The 21,362-nt window shown below is 58.4% G+C and carries 14 protein-coding genes; 4 read left to right on the top strand and 10 right to left on the bottom strand.

Annotated elements, in window-relative coordinates:
- Positions 1-124: 124 nt before the first annotated feature.
- On the bottom strand, positions 125-1,411 hold the full coding sequence (gene surA / locus GVK32_RS16905; RefSeq protein WP_041144013.1) for a peptidylprolyl isomerase SurA: 1,287 nt from the start codon (positions 1,409-1,411) through the stop codon (positions 125-127).
- 54 nt (positions 1,412-1,465) lie between these two features.
- A complete protein-coding gene (lptD, locus tag GVK32_RS16900) occupies positions 1,466-3,811 on the bottom strand; it encodes an LPS assembly protein LptD (RefSeq protein ID WP_159869762.1) in 2,346 nt (781 codons plus the stop codon).
- A 244-nt stretch (positions 3,812-4,055) separates the two neighbouring features.
- On the opposite strand from lptD, the gene djlA reads away from it, so the two are divergent.
- The gene (djlA, locus tag GVK32_RS16895) at positions 4,056-4,883 is read left to right on the top strand and encodes a co-chaperone DjlA (RefSeq protein WP_041144015.1); all 828 of its coding nucleotides are present in this window, start codon (positions 4,056-4,058) and stop codon (positions 4,881-4,883) included.
- Positions 4,884-4,913: 30 nt separating this feature from the next.
- Here the strand turns inward: djlA and GVK32_RS16890 are convergent, their stop codons facing one another.
- Together GVK32_RS16890 and GVK32_RS16885 are read right to left on the bottom strand one after the other, a co-directional pair.
- Positions 4,914-5,612: a response regulator gene (locus tag GVK32_RS16890; RefSeq protein ID WP_159869759.1), complete on the bottom strand. Its 699-nt coding sequence runs from the start codon at positions 5,610-5,612 to the stop codon at positions 4,914-4,916.
- Positions 5,602-7,227: a sensor histidine kinase gene (locus tag GVK32_RS16885; RefSeq protein ID WP_159869756.1), complete on the bottom strand. Its 1,626-nt coding sequence runs from the start codon at positions 7,225-7,227 to the stop codon at positions 5,602-5,604. The genes GVK32_RS16890 and GVK32_RS16885 overlap by 11 nt, the downstream gene beginning before the upstream one ends.
- Before the next feature lie 286 nt (positions 7,228-7,513).
- Here GVK32_RS16885 and GVK32_RS16880 point away from each other — a divergent pair, with 286 nt between their 5' ends.
- Together GVK32_RS16880 and citX are read left to right on the top strand one after the other, a co-directional pair.
- On the top strand, positions 7,514-8,881 hold the full coding sequence (locus GVK32_RS16880) for a 2-hydroxycarboxylate transporter family protein (protein WP_159869753.1): 1,368 nt from the start codon (positions 7,514-7,516) through the stop codon (positions 8,879-8,881).
- A gap of 168 nt (positions 8,882-9,049) precedes the next feature.
- Entirely contained in the window at positions 9,050-9,589 is a 540-nt protein-coding gene (citX, locus tag GVK32_RS16875; RefSeq protein WP_159869750.1) for a citrate lyase holo-[acyl-carrier protein] synthase, read from the top strand.
- Between the two features lie 82 nt (positions 9,590-9,671).
- Here citX and rluA read toward each other — a convergent pair whose 3' ends face one another.
- The 6 genes from rluA to araB all read right to left on the bottom strand — a co-directional run bounded on the left by rluA (position 9,672) and on the right by araB (position 19,948).
- The gene (gene rluA, locus GVK32_RS16870) at positions 9,672-10,331 is read right to left on the bottom strand and encodes a bifunctional tRNA pseudouridine(32) synthase/23S rRNA pseudouridine(746) synthase RluA (protein ID WP_159869747.1); all 660 of its coding nucleotides are present in this window, start codon (positions 10,329-10,331) and stop codon (positions 9,672-9,674) included.
- A 12-nt stretch (positions 10,332-10,343) separates the two neighbouring features.
- On the bottom strand, positions 10,344-13,250 hold the full coding sequence (rapA, locus tag GVK32_RS16865; RefSeq protein WP_159869744.1) for an RNA polymerase-associated protein RapA: 2,907 nt from the start codon (positions 13,248-13,250) through the stop codon (positions 10,344-10,346).
- A gap of 133 nt (positions 13,251-13,383) precedes the next feature.
- Positions 13,384-15,741, bottom strand: a complete 2,358-nt coding sequence (gene polB, locus GVK32_RS16860) for a DNA polymerase II (protein ID WP_159869741.1) — start codon at positions 15,739-15,741, stop codon at positions 13,384-13,386.
- Positions 15,742-15,891: 150 nt separating this feature from the next.
- Entirely contained in the window at positions 15,892-16,587 is a 696-nt protein-coding gene (araD, locus tag GVK32_RS16855) for an L-ribulose-5-phosphate 4-epimerase (protein WP_159869738.1), read from the bottom strand.
- Between the two features lie 138 nt (positions 16,588-16,725).
- Positions 16,726-18,228, bottom strand: a complete 1,503-nt coding sequence (gene araA, locus GVK32_RS16850; protein WP_110272591.1) for an L-arabinose isomerase — start codon at positions 18,226-18,228, stop codon at positions 16,726-16,728.
- Between the two features lie 10 nt (positions 18,229-18,238).
- Positions 18,239-19,948, bottom strand: coding sequence for a ribulokinase (gene araB, locus GVK32_RS16845; RefSeq protein ID WP_159869735.1), 1,710 nt, complete (start codon positions 19,946-19,948; stop codon positions 18,239-18,241).
- A 337-nt stretch (positions 19,949-20,285) separates the two neighbouring features.
- Between araB and araC the strand changes: the two genes are divergently transcribed.
- Positions 20,286-21,131 (top strand): arabinose operon transcriptional regulator AraC, encoded by an 846-nt coding sequence (araC, locus tag GVK32_RS16840; RefSeq protein WP_159869732.1) that lies wholly within the window; start codon positions 20,286-20,288, stop codon positions 21,129-21,131.
- Positions 21,132-21,362: the final 231 nt, after the last annotated feature.

Genomic DNA, 21,362 nt, shown 5'->3' with positions numbered 1-21,362 from the left:
TTTTGGGCCGTCGCAGGCAACGTTAGGGTCAGCGGCTTCGCCCCGCGGGCTCATCGGTGGGCCTGGGGGCGCTATGCGCTTGCCGCCCGATACGCGTGGAACGTCTGGCGTATCGGGCGGTGAATTAGTTACTCAGAACTTTTACGTAAGCGCTGGCGCGCTGTTCCTGCATCCAGGTCGCCGCTTCTTCCGAGAACTTACGGTTCATCAGCATCCGGTAGGCGCGATCTTTCTGCGCCGCGTCGGTTCTGTCAACCTGGCGGGTGTCCAGCAGCTCGATCAGGTGCCAGCCGAAGGAGGAGTGCACCGGAGCGCTGGTCTGGCCTTTGCTCATGTGCATCAGCGCATCGCGGAACGCCGGGTCGAAGATATCGGTGGTTGCCCAGCCCAAATCGCCGCCCTGGTTAGCAGAGCCCGGATCTTCAGAAAACTCTTTCGCTGCTTTAGCGAAGGTGGTTTTCCCGCTCTTAATGTCCGCTGCAATCTGCTCCAGCTTGGCCTTCGCCTGGGCATCGTTCATGATCGGCGACGACTTCAGCAGAATGTGGCGAGCGTGGACTTCGGTCACGGAGATATTCTTGCTTTCGCCGCGCATATCGTTGATTTTCAGGATATGGAAGCCAACGCCGGAGCGGATCGGGCCGACGATGTCGCCTTTCTTCGCGGTGCTCAGCGCCTGGGCGAAGATCCCCGGCAGCTCCTGAATACGACCCCAGCCCATCTGGCCGCCTTTCAGCGCCTGCTGGTCGGCAGAGTAGCTGATCGCCAGCTTGCCGAAGTCCGCGCCGCTGCGCGCCTGCTCAACGATAGAGTTCGCCTGCTCCTGCGCGGCAGCAACCTGGTCAGAGGTTGGGTTTTCCGACAGCGGAACCAGGATGTGGCTCAGGTTCAGCTCGGTGCTGGCATCGTTCTGATCGCCAATCTGTTTTGCCAGAGATTCAACTTCCTGCGGCAGCACGGTAATACGGCGACGCACTTCATTATTACGCACTTCTGAAATCAGCATCTCTTTGCGGATCTGATTACGGTAGGTGGCGTAGTTCAGACCGTCATAGGCCAGACGGCTGCGCATCTGATCCATGCTCATGTTGTTCTGCTTCGCAATGTTGGCAATCGCCTGATCGACCTGGTCGTCAGAGATTTTCACGCCCATCTTCTGGCCCATCTGCAAAACAATCTGGTCCATAATCAGTCTTTCGAGGATCTGATGACGTAGGGTGGCATCATCCGGCAGCTGCTGGCCGGCCTGGCCGGCGTTAAGCTTAACCGATTGCATCAGGCCATTGACGTCGCTTTCAAGAACAACGCCATTATTGACGACTGCCGCTACTTTATCGACAACCTGTGGGGCAGCGAAACTGGTATTCGCGATCATGGCGATACCGAGAAGCAGCGTTTTCCAGTTCTTCATACTTTTTCCATTTCAATTAACCGCAAATGCGGATTACGTTTTAAACCAGCCACATCACAGGGAGTTCTGGTACGGTAAAATGTTCGAACGCAGCATCTGCTGGGTGCCGAGACCGTAGTTGGAGCTCAGGCCGCGTAGCTCAATGTTGATGCCAAAGGTGTTATCGTATTTGCTCTCGCCGTTGCCGTTGTTATCCCAGCCGTTGATCTTACGTTCATAGCCGAGACGAATCGCGTAGCAGCAGGAGTTATACTGCACCCCTAACATCTGGTTGGCGCTCTTTTTGGTATGGGTATCAAAGTAGTATGCGCCGACGACGGACCAGCGATCGACTACCGGCCAGCTGGCGGTCATACCCACCTGAGAAATACCGTTTTTGTACTGCTCAGCGGTTGAATACGAAGGCAGCGTGGCCTGAATGTATTCCGGGCTGGCGTAACGATAGTTAAGTTGGACTAAGCGGTTTTCGTCGCGACGGTATTCAACGGTGCCGTTACCGGTTGCGACGTTATCCAGACGCGTATCGTACTGAATTCCCCCGCGTAAACCCCAGTCATCGGCGATGCGCCAGTAAGTATCTCCGGCCCAAACCAGTGAACCCCTTGTGTCGTTATTCTCCCAGTTGATGTTGTCATCACCGGTACGTGACTCGGTGAAATAATAGATTTGACCAACGGAAATATTAAAACGTTCAACGGCGGCTGCATCATATACGCGAGACGTGATGCCGGTGGTGACCTGGTTTGCGGATGCAATACGGTCCAGGCCGCTGTAGGAGCGGTCGCGGAACAGGCCGCTGTAGTCCGATTGCAGCAGGGTGGAGTCGTAAGAACCGATGTGGCTCTGGTCGCGATACGGGATGTACAGGTACTGCACGCGCGGTTCCAGAGTCTGGGTAAAGCTCTCCTGCATATCGCGCTCGAAGACCATTTTGCCGTCGATTTTGAACTGCGGCATCACGCGGTTAACGGACTCTTTGTAGTCCGCATTGTTCGCCGCGTTGTAGTCGTCGAGGTTGCTCTGCTGGTAGTGGGTCGCCAGCATCTTGGCTTCGGTATTGATGCTACCCCAGCCGTTAGACAGCGGCAGATTGATCGTCGGTTCAAAGTGGACGCGGGTCGCTTCCGGCATGTTGCCGTTAGTATTAACGAAGTGCACCGCCTGACCATAAAGATGGGTATCAAACGGGCCGACGTCGTTCTGGTAGTAGTTAACGTCCAGCTGCGGCTGAGCGGCATAGGAATTGCTCGAATCGCGGTTAAAGACCTGGAACTGTTTGGTCGACACGGTGGCGTCGAAGTTCTGGTTGACGTAGCCGGCGCTGAATTTCTGCGTGGCGTAGCCGTCGGTACTGGAACCGTATTTCGAGCTGAAATCGTTAAAGTAGTCCGGATCGCTGACCTTGGTGTAGTCGGCGTTAAGGCGCCATACCTGGTCGATGACCCCGGAGTGGTTCCAGTAGAACAACCAGCGGCGGCTGTTGCTGTCGCTGGAGTGATCGTCCTGGTAGATCTTATCGGACGGCAGGTAGTCAAACTCGAACAGGCCCGTGCCGGCTTTGGTCAGATAGCGAAATTCGTTTTCCCACATCACGCCGCCACGCTTGTTCATATAGTGCGGCGTCAGGGTAGCGTCGAAGTTAGGCGCGATATTCCAGTAGTAAGGAAGCGAGAACTCCACGCCATTTTTGGTGCTGTATTTGGCGTTAGGGATCAGGAAGCCGGAACGACGCTTATCCCCGACCGGCAGCTGCAGGTAAGGGCTGTAGAAAATAGGCACTGAGCCAAGCTTAAAGCGCGCGTTCCAGATCTCCGCCACCTGCTCTTCGCGGTCGTGGATAACTTCGCTTCCGACGACGCTCCAGGTGTCAGAACCCGGCAGACAGGAGGTAAAGCTGCCGTTTTCCAGAATGGTGTAGCGGTTTTCACCGCGCTGCTTCATCAGATCGGCCTTGCCGCGGCCCTGACGGCCGACCATCTGGTAGTCACCTTCCCAGATATTGGTATCTTTGGTGTTCAGGTTTGACCAGCCTTTCGGGCCTTTCAGGATCACCTGATTATCGTCATAGTGAACGTTGCCCAGTGCATCGACCGTGCGCACGGGCTGAGGCTGGCCCGCTGCCTGCTGCTGATGAAGCTGAACCTCATCCGCCTGAAGACGGCTATTCCCCTGATTAATATCGACGTTACCGGTGAATGTGGCATTATCCGGATAGTTGCCCTTCGCATGATCGGCATCGATCGTCACCGGCAGCTCGTTAGTTTTACCTTCAACGAGGGGACGATTATAGCTTGGGACGCCAAGCATACACTGCGTGGCGAGATCGGCAGCGAGGCCCTGTTGGCTATACAAGGCGCTGGCAATCATGGTGGCCAGGAGGCTGGGAATACGTTTTTTCATACGTTGTATTTGTTGTTCCGTCATCTTGTGGCAGCGGCTTGCAAACGGTCAGAGCCTAACGTACTCATCTTCATCGCGCTAGTGTTAATCCTGCCCGTTTCAATCCCGAGCGTTAGGCACCGTGTAGAATGACGAGTATGATAAAGCAAATTATAGGCTATGTCCCACAATTGACCGAAGCGTCAGTGCTTTGTAACGTGCGGTCATATATAGCTTAACTGGCGGCATAAAGTTTGGGGAGTCTATGCAGTATTTGGGAAAAATAATTGGGGTTGCGGTTGCGCTGATGATGGGCGCGGGCTTCTGGGGCGTGGTGCTGGGCTTATTAGTCGGCCATATATTCGATCGCGCGCGCCGTCGGCGGATTAACGTTTTTGCTAACCAGCAGGAGCGGCAGTCGCTATTCTTTTCCACCACCTTTGAGGTGATGGGCCATCTGACCAAATCGAAAGGTCGCGTGACCGAAGCCGATATTCACGTCGCCAGCATCCTGATGGATCGCATGAATCTACACGGCGAGTCGCGCACTGCGGCACAGCAGGCGTTTCGCGTAGGGAAATCTGATGATTACCCACTGCGCGAGAAAATGCGTCAGCTGCGCAGCGTCTGTTTCGGCCGTTTTGATTTGATTAGGATGTTTCTGGAAATTCAGCTGCAGGCGGCCTTCGCCGACGGCGAATTACACCCTAATGAACGTGAAGTTCTGTTCGTCATCGCCGACGAGCTGGGGATCTCTCGCGCCCAGTTTGAGCAGTTCCTGCGCATGATGCAGGGCGGAGCCCAGTTTGGCGGCGGCTCGCAGCAGCACTCCTCCAGCCAGGGCCGCGGTCAGGCCGGCTGGCAGCAGGCGCAGCGCGGGCCGACCCTTGAGGACGCCTGCAACGTGCTGGGCGTGAAGCCGACCGACGACGCGGCAACCGTCAAGCGCGCCTACCGCAAGCTGATGAGCGAGCACCATCCGGATAAGCTGGTGGCGAAGGGCCTGCCGCCGGAAATGATGGAGATGGCGAAGCAGAAGGCCCAGGATATTCAGAAGGCCTGGGAGCTGGTCAAAGAGCAGCGCGGCTTCTGATTTGCCGACCTCTCCCGCCGGGGAGAGGTTTCAGGACGGGCTCCTGGCGCGGCGGTACATCCGCCGCGGATGGCCAATTTTACCGTACAGCATTTCCACCTCCAGAAAGCCCGTTTCCACGCAGTGCTCCAGATAGCGGCGGGCGGTCGTTTTACTCAGGCCGGCGTCGCTCACCACCTCATCGACCGAAAAGCAGTGCGCTTCCCGCCCGCTAAATAGGTTCTGCACCAGCGCCAGCGTTTTTTCCTCAATCCCCTTGCTGCCGCTGTCGGCGCGAAAGTTTTTCGCCTGCAGCTGGTACAGAGAATCGACGTTTTGCTGATCGACAATCTTCCACTCCCGCTGCTGGTCGTAAAACTGAACGAAGCGCTCGAGAGACTGGCTCAGCCGTTTCCAGGAGACCGGCTTCAGGATGTAGTCGAAGGCCCCGTTGCGAATGGCCAGGCTGCAGGTTTCCATGTCGCTGGCGGCGGTAATAAAGATAACCGAGCAGTTGGCGCTTGCCAGCAGCGGGTCGGTCATCAGCGTCACCCCCTTACCGTCGGGTAAATAGTTGTCGAGCAGCACCAGCTGCGGCGGGCTGGCGTTGAGCATCTGCCGCGCCTGGGTGAGCGAGGCGGCCATGCCCGCCAGCCGCATACGCGGGTGTTTTTGAATCAGCTCGGCGTGCAGCCGCGCCAGCTCGCTCTCATCTTCGACGATCAGTACATCGACCAGGTCATGATGCATAGTGTGCCCCTTGTGGCGGGTGGGCCGGACCGTCGGCGGGAATAAACAGCGTAAAGATGGCCCCGCGCGGCGAGTTATCGGCAACCTCAATGGTGCCGCCAGCCTGAGTGACATAGTGTTCAATAAGATACAGGCCGATGCCGTGATCGCCACGGGTTTTAGTGGTGACGCCGCGTTCGAAAATTCGCTCGCGGATCTCCGGGCGGATGCCGACGCCGCGATCGGCCACTTCAATCATCAGCTCCCGGGCGTTGAGCTGAATCAGCACCTCTACCGGCTCGTGCGGCAGGTCGGCGCGCTGGGTGGCTTCGATGGCGTTATCCAGCAGGTTTCCGATAATCGAGATGAGCTCTGATTCGATTAACGACGGCAGCGGCCGGTCGATGTGGCAGGCGGGATCGAAGCTCAGCTCGACGCCTTTCTCCCGCGCCCGGGCGGCCTTACCCAGCAGCAGGCCGCAGAGCGTCGGCGAGCTAAAGCGGGATGAAATAAAGTCCAGCAGCTCCTGGGCATGCTCCGACTGCGCCTGAATATAGCGAATGGCCTCGTCGTAGTGGCCCATGTGCAGCAGGCCGGAAAGCGTCGTCATGCGGTTCAGCTGCTCATGGCGCATGATACGCAGGTTATCGACATAGCGTTTCACCTGGCTGAGCTGGGCGCTAAGGGAGTTGATTTCGTCCCGGTCGCGGAAGGTGATCACCCAGCCCTGCAGCGAGTTTTCCAGCATAATGCGTACCCGGCTGGCGAGGACGGTGAGCTGGTTGAAGCGGCATAGCTCGTCGTGCGTGTCGTTTTCCAGCATCTCGCCGCTGGCGAAAAACGGCTGCGGCACGATGACGCTATCGATCGACTGCCCGCGCAGTCGGTGCGCGGGCTGGGTCAGGCCGAGCAGGCTGCGGGCGGCGTGGTTAATGACCTTGATGCGGCGGGTGTGGTCGATAACGATAACCCCTTCATAGATCGATTCCATCATCGCCTTTTGTTGGCGTACCAGCAGGCCGATTTCCTGCGGCTCCAGGGAGAAGATCTGCTTCTTGATGCTGCGGGTGAAGTACCAGGAGAAGATAAACAGCGCAACCAGCAGCAGCACGGCGGCGACGAAGATATTGATGACTTTTTGCAGCGTGATGCTGTCGAGGTAGCTGGTCAGATAGCCGACGGAAACGATTCCCACCACCCGGCCCGCGTCGTCACGCACCGGCGCCTTGCTGCGCAGAGAAATCCCGAGCCCGCCTTTGCGGATGGTGGTAATGGTTTTCCCTTCCAGCACCGCCTGATTATCGCCGCCAACCAGCCGGGTGCCGACCCACTCCGGGTGCACGGAGTGGAACAGATGCAGGCCCCGCGCGTCGCCAACAACAATAAAGCTGGCGTCGCTGTGGGCGGCGATTTCCTGCATAAAGGCGTTTATCGCCTGCGGGTCCTTGCGGGCAACCTGCTGGCGTAAATTAGGCATCAGGGCGATCTCTTCGGCCTGTATTTTGGCGCGGGTGCTCATTTCCTGATAAAGCTGATGGCTGGCATCGAAATAGTAATAAACGCCCAGCAGGGCAAAGAGGATCGAGAAAAATGCCACCAGGGAAATAAACAGCTTAAATTGAAAGGAAACTTTCATAGGCCTTGTACAGAGTCTCAGTAAGGCGGGCAAGTCACGAGCGGCCGCTTACGCCGGGGTCAGGGAACAGAATCGATCCGCGAAGCCTATTTATAAATGATCTCCAGGGCTGCGACAAAAAACCATAAAAACCACGCTAATAAATCAGAGATATATCACGCCGGTAATAGAAACCATAAAAACCATAGTGCCCATTAAAACTTCATTTTTAATCTGGCGACCCTCACATTAAGTCGGCTTATTCCCCCCTAGTCTGAAGATGAATAATAACTAAAGGGCTAAACCTATGAGCACCACCGACGATGCATTCTCTGCGACCCTCGATCCCATCGATACCCCAAAGGCCACGCTGAAGCAGCGCTGGTGGCACGTTATGGACAACCGCAAAGTCGGGATTATCCCGCTGCCGCTGTTCCTGCTGGCCGGGGGCTTAATTGCCCTGGACTGTCTGGGCGGCAAGTTGCCGAGCGACATTGTGGTGATGGTGGCGACGCTGGCCTTTTTTGGCTTTGCCTGCGGCGAGTTTGGCAAGCGCCTGCCGGTTCTCGGTAAGCTCGGCGCGGCGGCAATCTGCGCGACCTTTATTCCCTCGGCGCTGGTTCATTACGGCCTGCTGCCGGACGTGGTGGTTGAATCCACCACCAAATTCTACAAGTCGACCAATATTCTCTATCTCTACATCTGCTGCATTATCGTCGGCAGCATTATGAGCATGAACCGCACCACGCTGATTCAGGGGTTCCTGCGCATTTTCTTCCCGATGCTGTGCGGTGAAGTTGTTGGCATGCTGGTTGGCGTTGGCGTCGGGACCGCACTGGGCCTGGAGCCGTTCCAGGTCTTCTTCTTTATCGTCCTGCCGATTATGGCCGGCGGCGTAGGGGAAGGGGCGATACCGCTGTCGATTGGCTACGCCGCGCTGATGCATATGGACCAGGGCGTTGCGCTGGGCCGCATCCTGCCGATGGTCATGCTGGGCAGCCTGACGGCGATTGTCATCTCCGGCAGCCTGAATCAGCTGGGCAAGCGCTTCCCGCATCTGACCGGCGAAGGCCAGCTGATGCCGAACCGCAGCAACGAAACGCATCATGAAAGCGTCGGCGGCGAAAGCGCTGACGGCAAAACGGACGTGGCGACGCTGGCGTCCGGGGCGCTGCTGGCGGTGCTGCTCTATATGCTGGGGATGCTGGGGCAAAAGATGATTGGCCTGCCGGCGCCGGTGGGGATGCTGTTCCTGGCGGTGCTGCTGAAGCTGGCTAACGGCGTATCGCCGCGCCTGCAGGAGGGCTCCCAGGTGGTGTATAAGTTCTTCCGCACCGCGGTGACCTATCCGATTCTGTTTGCCGTTGGCGTCGCGATTACGCCGTGGCAGGAGCTGGTTAACGCCTTCACTATCACCAATCTGCTGGTGATTATCAGCACCGTATCGGCGCTGGTGGCGACCGGGTTCTTCGTCGGTAAAAAAATCGGTATGCATCCGATTGATGTGGCGATTGTCTCCTGCTGCCAGAGCGGTCAGGGCGGCACCGGCGACGTGGCGATTCTGACTTCCGGCAACCGCATGAACCTGATGCCGTTCGCGCAGATCGCAACAAGAATTGGCGGTGCGATTAATGTTTCATTGGGTCTGCTATTCCTCAGTCACTTTTTAGCCTGATTTAACTTTTTTGTAACAGTTAAGTCTGCTTTTTCGTGCTAAATGGCGCAGAAAATTTCTGCGCCCCGTCTCCAAAACAGGGATCGTTTAGCGATACAATCAGCGCCATTATTCGCTATTGCGACGACAGCTCGATCGCTGTCTTTTATTAAGTGAGGAGAGGAACAAATGTCAGTGGATACTCTCGCCCGTGAGGGCGTAAGCATGGAAGCGCTGCTGGCGGCGAAAGAGCAGCGTGCGGCTCGCCAGGCCGACTTGTTAGCCCATTATCAGCAGCCGGTGATTTCGCTGACCCTGGTGACGCCGGGCGCGGTGAAAGACAGCATTCGCTACCGTAATATGATGGGTATGGCGCTGCAGGCCTGCGATCAGATGCTGTGGAAACATCGCTGGCAAACGCTCGATCGCCAGGTATTGTGGCTGCCGACCGGCCCGGAAGCGCTGTGGTGTGTTGATCACGCCGCCAGTGAAATCAAAGCGTTTTGCTCGGAGCTGGAACAGACTCATCCGCTGGGGCGCCTGTGGGATATCGACGTGATTTGCCCGAAAAATGGCCTGGTTGGTCGTCAATCAATGGGTGAAAATCAACGCCGCTGCCTGCTGTGTGAAGAACCCGCGCACGCCTGCGCCCGCAGTCGTCGTCATGATACCGGGCTGGTTGTCGCTCGCGTCGAGAAGATGATTGATGCGTGGTTTGCCCGCGATTAACGCGAACTTCTCGTTTGCTGAATAAGCGATGGGATAGCCCGGGTGAGCCGCTAGCGGCACGACCCGGGACAGTTCTGAACGATTAGAAATCGACGGGGGCGCGAAACGTCATCGCGTTACCGAACGATGGGTGGGTGATGGTCAGCGTTTCGGCGTGCAGCAGCAGACGCGGCGCCATGGCCAGCGCTTCCGGCGTCGCATAAAAGCGGTCGCCGAGAATCGGATGACCGAGGGCCAGCATATGCACGCGCAGCTGGTGCGAGCGCCCGGTAATCGGCTTCAGGCGCACGCGGGCGCTGTTATCGTCCGCGTACTCCAGCACCTCATACTCGGTTTGCGCCGCTTTGCCGGTTTCGTAGCACACCTTCTGCTTAGGCCGGTTCGGCCAGTCGCAAATCAGCGGCAAATCCACCAGACCTTCTGCTTTCTGCGGGTGACCCCACACGCGGGCGACGTACTGCTTCTTCGGCTCACGCTCGCGAAACTGACGCTTCAGCTCGCGCTCTGCCGCTTTGGTCAGCGCCACCACAATCACGCCGCTGGTGGCCATATCCAGCCGGTGAACCGACTCGGCCTGCGGAAAGTCGCGCTGCACGCGCGTCATCACGCTGTCTTTATGCTCCTCCAGGCGCCCCGGCACGGACAACAGGCCGCTCGGCTTGTTGACCACCATAATGTGCTCATCCTGATAGAGGATGACCAGCCAGGGATCCTGCGGCGGATTGTAGTTTTCCATCGCCATATTCGCGTTCCGTTACTGGTGAGTGACGACGATTAAGCGCAGCGCATCGAGACGCCAGCCGGCCTGGGCCAGCGCATCCATCACCTGCTGACGGTTGCTCTCAATGGCCGACAGTTCGTCATCGCGGATGTTCGGGTTCACCGCTTTAAGCGCTTCCAGACGCGACAGCTCCGCCGACAGCTTGTCGTTAGCCTCATCCCGCGCCGCGTCGATCAGCGCCTGAGCGGCTTTTGCGACCTGCGCTTCGCCGAGCTGGAGGATCGCGTGAACGTCCTGCTGTACCGCGTTGACCAGCTTGCTGCCGGTATGGCGGTTAACGGCGCTCAGCTGGCGGTTGAAGCTCTCAAACTCCACCTGGCCGGCGAGGTTGTTGCCGTTCTTATCCAGCAGCATGCGCACCGGCGTGGCCGGCAGGAAGCGATTAAGCTGCAGCTGCTTCGGCGCCTGCGCTTCGACGACGTAAATCAGCTCGAGCAGCAGAGTGCCGACCGGCAGCGCCTTGTTCTTCAGCAGCGAGATGGTGCTGCTGCCGGTATCGCCGGAGAGGATCAGGTCCAGACCGTTGATAATCAGCGGATGCTCCCAGGTGACGAACTGCGCGTCTTCGCGGGAGAGCGCGACGTCGCGCTCAAAGGTGATGGTGCAGCCGTCTTCCGGCAGGCCCGGGAAGTCCGGAACCAGCATATGATCGGACGGGGTCAACACGATCAGGTTCTCGCCGCGATCGTCCTGGTTGACGCCGACGATATCAAACAGGTTCATGGCAAAGGCGATCAGGCTGGTGTCGTCATCCTGCTCTTCAATGCTTTCGGCGAGCGCCAGTGCCCCTTCGCCGCCGTTAGAGTGGATCTCCAGCAGGCGGTCGCGGCCCTGCTCCAGCTGCGCTTTCAGCGCGTCGTGCTGCTGGCGGCAGGATTTAATCAGCTCGTCGAAGCCGTCGGTGGTTTCCGGCGCGGCAAGATAGTTAATCAGCTGGTCATGGACGCTATCGTAAACGGTACGGCCGGTCGGGCAGGTGTGCTCGAAGGCATCAAGGCCTTCGTGATACCAGCGGACCAGCACCGACTGGGCGGTTCTTTCCAGGTACGGTACGTGGATCTGAATATCGTGCGCCTGGCCGATACGGTCCAGACGGCCAATACGCTGCTCCAGCAGATCCGGGTTAAACGGCAGATCGAACATCACCAGGTTGCTGGCGAACTGGAAGTTGCGGCCTTCGGAGCCAATTTCAGAACACAGCAGCACCTGCGCGCCGGTGTCCTCTTCGGCAAACCACGCGGCGGCGCGGTCGCGTTCGATGATCGACATGCCTTCGTGGAAGACCGCGGCGCGAATACCTTCACGCTCGCGCAGCACCTGCTCCAGCTGCAGCGCGGTGGTGGCTTTCGCGCAGATCACCAGCACCTTCTGCGAACGGTGGCTGGTCAGGTGGCCCATCAGCCACTCGACGCGTGGGTCGAAGTTCCACCAGGTTCCGCTATCGCCTTCAAACTCTTGATAGATCTGCTCCGGATAGAGCATATCGCGTGCGCGCTCTTCGGCGGTTTTACGCGCGCCCATAATGCCGGAAACCTTGATGGCCGTCTGGTATTGCATCGGCAGCGGCAGGCGAATGGTGTGCAGCTCGCGTTTCGGGAAGCCTTTCACGCCGTTACGGGTGTTACGGAACAGAACGCGGCTGGTGCCGTGGCGGTCCATGAGCATGGAGACCAGCTCCTGACGCGCGGACTGGGCTCCATCGCGATCGCTGTTGGCGGTCTGCAGCAGCGGCTCGATATCCTGCTCGCCGATCAGCTCGCCGAGCATGTTCAGATCGGCATCGCTCAGCCTGTTGCCTGCCAGCAGCAGGGCAACGGCGTCGGCGACCGGGCGGTAGTTCTGCTGCTCTTCAACGAACTGGGCGAAGTCGTGGAAACGATTTGGATCCAGCAGGCGCAGGCGAGCGAAATGGCTCTCCATTCCCAGCTGCTCCGGCGTGGCGGTCAGCAGCAGTATCCCCGGCACGCGCTCTGCCAGCTGTTCAATCGCCTGATATTCACGGCTTGGCGCCTCTTCGCTCCACACCAGATGGTGCGCCTCATCGACGATCATCAGGTCCCATTCGGCGTCGCATAGGTGCTCAAGGCGATGCTTGCTGCGGCGAACAAAATCCAGCGAGCAGATAACCAGCTGCTCGGTTTCAAACGGGTTGTAAGCATCGTGCTGCGCTTCGGCATAGCGCTCATCGTCAAACAGCGAGAAGCGCAGGTTGAAGCGGCGCAGCATTTCGACCAGCCACTGGTGCTGCAGGGTTTCCGGGACGACGATCAGCACGCGCTCGGCGGCGCCGGCAAGCAGCTGCTGATGCAGGATCATCCCGGCTTCGATGGTTTTACCGAGCCCGACTTCATCCGCCAGCAGCACGCGCGGGGCGTGGCGACGGCCAACGTCGTGGGCGATGTGCAGCTGGTGCGGGATCAGGCTGGTGCGCTGGCCGCGCAGGCCGCTCCACGGCATCCGGTACTGCTCACTCTGATATTTACGCGCGCGGTAGCGCAGCGCAAAGCGGTCCATACGGTCGATCTGCCCGGCGAACAGGCGATCCTGCGGCTTGCTGAAAACCAGCTTGCTGTCGAGCAGCACTTCACGCAGGACCACGTTGGCTTCTTCGGTATCCAAACGGGTACCGGTATAGGCCAGCAGGCCGTTCTCTTCATTAACTTCGTCAACCTGGAGCTGCCAGCCTTCGTGGCTGGTGATGGTGTCGCCCGGATTAAACATCACGCGGGTGATCGGGGAGTCGCTGCGTGCGTACAGACGATTTTCGCCGATGGCGGGGAAAAGAAGGGTAACCATGCGCGCATCCAGCGCTACGACCGTCCCTAATCCCAGTTCGCTCTCTGTGTCGCTAATCCAGCGTTGACCAAGTGTAAAAGGCATATGTGTTCGGCTCTTTAGTTCTTAAATTGCAGGCAATAGTTGATCATCTCCGAATAAGCTGGAGAGGGATCAAGATTGGGTCCAGGAGTGGAAAGGGCGCTATGGTACTGGATGCCGCGGTGATAGTCACCTGTCAAAATAGCCCCAGCTGCCCTGTCACTATTGTAGCAAAATCATCGTCGACAAAGGGAAGAATTCCTTCCGCGACCGGCTGTAATTGTTTCGACAAATAGTGATCGTAATCGAGCGGCGACTGCTGATAATCGACCGGTTCCGGCCCGCCGGTGGTCCAGACATATTTGATGCTGCCGCGCTGCTGGTACTGCTGCGGCCTGCCCAGCCTGACGTTGTGCTCGTCGGCAAGCCTTGCCGCGCGCACGTGCGGCGGGACGTTACGCTGATATTCCGCCAGCGGCCGGCGCAGCCGCTTGCGGTAGATCAGCCGATCGTCGAGCTCGCCGTTCATCAGCCGATTAATCGTCTCCAGGACGTAGTCGCGATAGGGCTGGTTGCGGAAAATGCGCAGATACAGCTCCTGCTGAAACTGCTGGGCCAGCGGCGTCCAGTCGGTTCGCACCGTCTCCAGCCCTTTAAAGACCATTCTCTGCTCCTGCACCTCCTGAATCATCCCGGCGTAGCGCTTTTTGCTGCCGGTATCGGCGCCGCGGATGGTCGGCATTAAAAAACGGCAGAAGTGGGTTTCAAACTCCAGCTCGAGGGTGCTGGTGAGGTGCGATTTCCCCAGCTCGGCGGCCCACCAGCTGTTGACGTAAGCCACCAGCGACCGGCCGATTTTCGCCGCCTCTTGTTCATCATGGGCGCGCCTGAGCCAGACAAAGGTGGAGTCGGTGTCGCCGTAGATAACGTCATAGCCCTGCGACTCAATCAGCGCTTTGGTCTGGCGCATGATGGCGTGGCCGCGCATGGTGATTGACGAGGCCAGGCGCGGGTCGAAAAAGCGGCAGGCGCTGGTGCCAAGCACGCCGTAAAAGGCGTTCATAATGATCTTCAACGCCTGCGACAGCGGCTTGTTTTTATGCCGCTTGGCGTCGTCGCGCCCGTGCCAAATCTGGCTGACGATATCCGGCAGACAGTGCTTCTCGCGGGAGAAGCGCGCGCCGAGAAAGCCTTCGGTGCTGTGCTCGTCATCGGGCTGGGCGCTGCCTTCGATGAGCCCCACCGGGTCAATCAGAAAGGTGCGGATAATCGAGGGGTACAGGCTTTTGTAGTCCAGGACCAGCACCGAATCGTACAGGCCGGGACGTGAGTCCATCACGTAGCCGCCGGGGCTGGCCTGCGGCGGAACTTCGCCGAGATTGGGCGCAACGTAGCCCAGTCGGTGCATGCGTGGAAAATAGAGGTGGCTGAAGGCGGCCACCGACCCGCCGTGGCGGTCGGCGGGCAGGCCGTTAACCGTGGCGCGCTCCAGCAGAAAGGGCACGATCTCCGTTTTCTGGAAGATGCGCGTCACCAGCTCGCAGTCCTGCAGATTGTAGGTTGCCAGCGCGGGCTTATCCTCGCTGAAGCGGCGGTCGATTTCGTCCATCCGATCCCAGGGATTATCAATCGCTTTGCCTTCACCCAGCAGCTCGCGCGCGACCGTCTCAAGCGAAAAAGAGGGGAAGTTCCAGAAGGCGGATTTTAGCGCCTCAATGCCGTCGATAATCAGCCGCCCGCTGGCCTGGGCGAAGAATACGCCATTTTTAAAACCGTGCTCGCGCCACTCCAGCTCGCTGTTGCCGCGGCCGAGCAGCAGCGGAATACGGTAGCGCTCGGCGTGTTTTTGCAGCACGCGCAGGTCGAACTGGACGACGTTCCAGCCGATCAGGATGTCCGGGTCGTGGGCGGCAAACCAGGCGTTGAGCTTTTCCAGCAGCTGCGGGCGGCTGGCGACGTACTCCAGCTGAAAATCAACCGCGGAAGAGGCCGCCGGCTCCGGCCCGAGCATATAGACGACCCGCTGCCCGCAGCCTTCAAGGCCGATGCAGTAGAGCTCGCCGTGGCGGCTGGTTTCGATATCCAGTGAGACCCATTTCAGCGGCGGGCGGTAGTCGGGGTTGGGCTTCATCCGCGCGTTAACCAACTGCAGGCCGTGCGTTTCACCTTCGACCCACACCGGGGCGGTGATAAAGCGCTCCATCAGATAGCGTTCCGGCGGACGAATGTCGCCTTCATAGACCGTGATGCCGTTTTCGCGCAGCTTTTTATCCAGCCGCATCAGCTGGCGGTGAGCGCGGCAGTAGAGGCCAAACACCGGCTGGCGATGAAAATCTTTCAGGGTAAGAGGAGCAAGGCGATGGCCGTTTTCGCCCTCTAGCAGGCGTTCAACCTGCGCACGCTGGGATTCAGGGATAAACGCGACGGATTCCTGCGGCGGCAGCGTGACCTGAAGCGGGCCGTCATCGGTCGCCAGCCAGAAGGTCAGTTCGGTGCCCTGCGCGGTATCCCGCCAGTGACGGGTCAGTAAAAAACCTTCTCGTGGCTGCGTCACGCCGTGCTCTCATTAGTAAAAACCAGGCCTGATTATAGCCTGGTTCATGCAATGGTGCTGGGGTTTTATACAGGTGTGACGGGCATCCGTTCCCGGAGGCGGTGCTTCGCACCTGTTCGGGCAACCAGACTCGCAGACGGTTGTGGAGTTTTATTGCCCGTAATAGGCTTTCGCCCCGTGTTTACGCAGATAGTGTTTATCCAGTAGCGTTTGCTGCATATCTGGTAATTGCGGTGCCAGCTGGCGGCAGAAGATGCCCATATAGGCGATCTCTTCGAGCACAATAGCGTTATGCACAGCGTCTTCGGCGTTTTTCCCCCAGGCAAACGGGCCGTGGGAGTGCACCAGTACACCGGGTATTTGCGCCGGATCGATGCCATTTTCACGGAAGGTTTCGACGATCACTTCACCCGTTTCCCACTCATATTCACCATTGATTTCGTCGTCGGTCATCAGGCGGGTGCAGGGGACCGCGCCGTAGAAATAGTCGGCGTGGGTGGTGCCGGTGGCGGGAATCGACTGCCCGGCTTGCGCCCAGATGGTGGCGTGACGCGAATGGGTGTGGACGATGCCGCCCAGCGTTGGAAATGCCTGATACAGCAGGCGGTGGGTTGGCGTATCTGAAGAGGGTTTCTTCTTACCTTCAATTACTTCGCCAGTCTCAAGGCTGACTACGACCATGTCTTCGGCGGTCATCACGCTGTAGTCGACGCCGGAAGGTTTAATCACCAGTACGTCCTGTTCACGGTCGACGGCGCTGACGTTGCCCCAGGTAAGGGTGACAAGATTGTGCTTTGGCAGGGCCAGGTTGGCTTCCAGTACCTGGCGTTTGAGATCTTCTAACATAATGTACTCCAAATAGCAGGCGAGTCAGGTTTCCCTCACCCCGGCCCTCTCCCAAAGGGAGAGGGAGAAAGGCGGCATCGCGCTCGATCGGTCCCCTCTCCCCGCTGGGGAGAGGGTTAGGGTGAGGGGAACGGCCTCTTAACGTTTTGAACCGTAATAAACTTCGTTCCAGCGCAGCGCATCTTTGAACGACGGTAGGCGGGTCTCGTTATCAATGACGGTCAGCTCGATATCCTGCAGTTCGGCGAACTGACGCATATCGTCCAGGGTCAGCGCGTGGCTGAAGACGGTGTGGTGCGCGCCGCCAGCGATAATCCAGGCTTCAGACGCGGTACGCAGGTCCGGATGGGCTTTCCACAGGGCGTTAGCCACCGGCAGCTTCGGCAGATCGTGCGGGGTTTTCACCGTTTCAATGGTGTTAACCAACAGACGATAACGATCGCCGAGATCGATCATGCTGGCGACGATCGCCGGACCGGTCTGGGTGTTGAAAATGATACGAGCCGGATCGGCTTTGCCGCCGATGCCCAGCGGCTGCACGTCGAGAATCGGTTTCTCGGCGGTAGCGATGGTCGGGCAGACTTCCAGCATGTGTGATCCCAACGCCAGATCGTTACCTTTCTCGAAGTGGTAGGTGTAATCCTCCATAAAGGAGGTGCCGCCCTGCAGACCAGTTGCCATCACCTTCATGATGCGAAGCAGGGCGGCGGTTTTCCAGTCGCCCTCGCCCGCAAAGCCGTAGCCCTGCTGCATCAGACGTTGTACGGCCAGACCCGGAAGTTGTTTCAGGCCGTGTAAATCTTCAAAAGTGGTGGTGAACGCATGGAACCCACCTTGTTCGAGGAAGCGCTTCATCCCCAGTTCGATGCGTGCGGCATCAATCACGTTCTGACGCTTATCGCCGTGGATTTGCGCCGCAGGCGTCAGTCGGTAGGTACTTTCGTACTCATCGATCAGCGCGCTGATTTCACCCTCAGTGACCGCGTTGACCACCTGCACCAGATCGCCCACTGCCCAGGTGTTAACCGTGAAGCCGAACTTGATTTGCGCGGCAACTTTATCGCCGTCAGTGACCGCCACTTCACGCATGTTGTCGCCGAAACGGCACACTTTCAGATGGCGAGTATCCTGTTTCGATACCGCCTGGCGCATCCATGACCCGATGCGCTGATGAGCTTCCTGATCCTGCCAGTGACCGGTCACCACGCTGTGCTGTTGACGCATACGCGCGCCGATGAAACCGAACTCGCGGCCGCCGTGCGCGGTCTGGTTCAGGTTCATAAAGTCCATATCGATGCTGTCCCACGGCAGGGCCGCGTTGTACTGGGTATGGAACTGCATTAGCGGTTTATTGAGGATAGTCAGGCCGTTAATCCACATTTTGGCAGGTGAGAAGGTATGCAGCCACACCACCATCCCGGCGCACTTATCATCGTAGTTCGCGTCGCGGCAAATATGGGTGATTTCATCCGGGGTGGTGCCTAACGGTTTAAGTACCAGTTTGCACGGCAGTTTGGCTTCCGCATTGAGGCTATTCACCACATGTTCGGCATGCTTCGTGACTTGACGCAGCGTTTCTGGGCCATACAGATGCTGGCTGCCAATCACGAACCACACTTCATAGTTATTAAAAATTGTCATTTTCATGTCCTTAATGGGTGAGAGCTGCCTGGGATTGCGGGGCTGTTTCCGCCTTTGCAGTCGAAGGGAGATAGAGTTGTTCTGCGCTGACCGACCACTGCTGGTAGCGCTGATAGAGTTGTTCGAAACGTTGTGCCTGCTCAGGGCGCGGCTGCAAGGTGCTTTCCACCTGGCTGGCCATGTTCTCCTGCGCGGTCGGAATATCGCGGTACACGCCGGCGGAGACGGCGGCAAAGATGGCCGCACCCAGCGCACAACACTGATCGGAGGCGACAATCTGCAGCGGGCGGTTCAGCACGTCGCAGCAGGCCTGCATGATGACCGGGTTTTTGCGCGCGATGCCGCCCAGCGCCATCACGTTGTTGACCGGGATCCCCTGGTCGGTGAAGCACTCCATAATGGCGCGCGCGCCGAAGGCGGTGGCCGCCACCAAACCGCCAAACAGCGCCGGCGCATCGGTGGCGAGATTCAGATCGGTGATGACCCCTTTCAGGCGCTGGTTAGCGTTTGGAGTGCGCCGTCCGTTGAACCAGTCCAGCACCACCGGCAGATGATCGAGGGAGGGATTTTTCGCCCAGGCTTCGGTCAGCGCCGGCAGCAGCTGTTTTTGGCTGGCGCGGATCTGCTCTTTCAGCTCCGGATGGGCAAGCGCCAGCTGCGCCAGCGGCCAGCCGAGAATGCGGCCAAACCAGGCGTAGATATCGCCAAAGGCCGACTGCCCGGCTTCCAGACCGATAAAGTCGGGCACTACGCTGCCGTCGACCTGGCCGCAGATCCCCTTCACCGTGCGGGAGCCAACGCTGTGCTTATCGGCAATGAGGATGTCGCAGGTGGAGGTGCCGATAACCTTAACCAGCGTATTCGGCTGCGCGCCGGCACCCACCGCGCCCATATGGCAGTCGAAGGCGCCGCCGGAGATGGTCACCGTTTCCGCCAGACCCAGGCGCTGCGCCCATTCGGCGCTGAGCGTGCCGACCGGCACGTCGGCAGTCCAGGTGTCGCTAAACATCGGATAGGTCAGGTTCTGGTTAAGAATGGGGTCGAGTTCATCGAAGAAGCTGGCCGGCGGCAGGCCACCCCAGCTATCGTGCCACAGTGATTTATGCCCGGCGCTGCAGCGGCCTCGACGAATATCCTGCGGGCGGGTGGTGCCGGAAAGCAGGGCTGGCACCCAGTCGCATAGCTCAATCCACGAAGTTGCGGCCTCGGCGACGGCGCTATCCTCGCGGGTGACATGGAGGATCTTGGCCCAGAACCACTCGCTGGAGTAGATGCCGCCGATATAGCGAGAGTAGTCCTCTTTGCCAGGCTGGTGGCACAGACGGGTGATGGCCTCCGCCTCCTCCACCGAAGTGTGGTCTTTCCACAGCACGAACATGGCATTCGGGTTGTTAGCAAACTCTTCCCGCAGGGCCAGCACGTTGCCGTCGGCGTCAATCGGTGCCGGCGTCGAGCCGGTGCTGTCAACGCCGATACCGACGACGGCGGTGCGCTGCTCGGGGCTCAGCAGCGCCAGCACGCTTTTCAGCGCGGCTTCCATTGATTCAATGTAATCACGCGGGTGGTGGCGAAACTGATTATTCGGGGCATCGCAAAACAGCCCCTCCTGCCAGCGCGGGTACCACTCTACGCTGGAGGCGAGCTCTTCGCCGGTGGCGCATTCCACTGCCAGAGCGCGAACTGAATCACTACCAAAATCGAGGCCAATCGCAATTGCCATGCTGTTACTCCATGCTGAAAACCATTCATGGTGAAACAGTAGATATTCGTGCCGAAAACCGTCAGGCTGTATTCGCTAATCTTATGGACTATATTGCTGTGAGGTCGCAAAGTGTGACGCCGTGCAAATATTCAATGTGGACTTTCCTGCCGTATTTATAGACACTTTCGTTATGCGCTGGAATGGCTTACATTGAGCGTTGTTGTCGATTTTTGCTGAAATCAGGCGGGTTTTAATTCGAATGTCAACCCGCATCCCATTACGGGAAGCGCGCTTAGCGATAAAATAACGAATATGGACAATTGGTGTCCAGTACCTCTCCGGGAGAGCTGAGTTTATGGCTGAAACACAAAACGATCCCTTGCTACCGGGCTACTCTTTTAACGCCCACCTGGTGACGGGGCTGACGCCGATTGATGCGGAAGGCTATCTGGATTTCTTCATTGACCGCCCGCTCGGCATGAAAGGCTTCATCCTCAATCTGACGATTCGCGGTGAAGGGGTGATCAACAACCAGGACGAGCATTTTGTTTGCCGGCCTGGCGATATTCTACTCTTCCCGCCGGGGGAGATTCATCACTACGGCCGCCATCCTGATGCCCGCGAGTGGTATCACCAGTGGGTCTACTTCCGCCCGCGGGCCTACTGGCATGAGTGGCTGAACTGGCCGACGATTTTCGCCCACACCGGCTTTTTCCGTCCCGATGAGCAGTGGCAGATGCGCTTTGGCGAGCTTTTCGGCCAGATCGTTGACGCCGGACAGGGAGCCGGGCGCTACTCTGAGCTGCTGGCGATCAACCTGCTGGAACAGCTTCTGCTGCGGCGCATGGAGGCCATTAACGAATCCCTCTATCCGCCGCTGGATAACCGGGTTCGCGACGCCTGCCAGTACATTAGCGATCACCTGGCGGACAGCCATTTTGATATTGCCAGCGTCGCCCAGCACGTCTGCCTGTCGCCGTCGCGGCTGTCGCACCTGTTCCGCCAGCAGCTGGGCATCAGCGTGCTGGGGTGGCGGGAAGATCAGCGGATCAGCCAGGCCAAGCTGCTGCTGAGCACTACGCGAATGCCCATCGCGACGGTGGGGCGCAACGTTGGCTTTGAAGATCAGCTCTATTTCTCGCGGGTATTTAAAAAATGCACCGGCGCCAGCCCGAGTGAATTCCGTGCGGGATGTGAATAAAACGTAAATAAAGTGAAATGATGCCCCGGAAAATTGTCACAACCAGTAAACTAAACCCTAAATAATACGAGTTGCAGGCAGGCGGCAACGCAGGGAATCCCCAGGCGCTTACTCAAGTAGGTGACTGGGGTGAGCGAGGAAAGCCAACGCGCATGCAACTTGAAGTATGACGGGTTTATTCTGACAATTGATGGCTTGACGAATGCACGACGGCTCTGGAGAATCCGTGCT

The organism is Klebsiella sp. 18074 (assembly GCF_902705905.1).
GTDB classification, from domain to species: Bacteria; Pseudomonadota; Gammaproteobacteria; order Enterobacterales; family Enterobacteriaceae; genus Klebsiella; species Klebsiella terrigena.
This window is presented reverse-complemented; position numbering and strand designations above follow the sequence as displayed.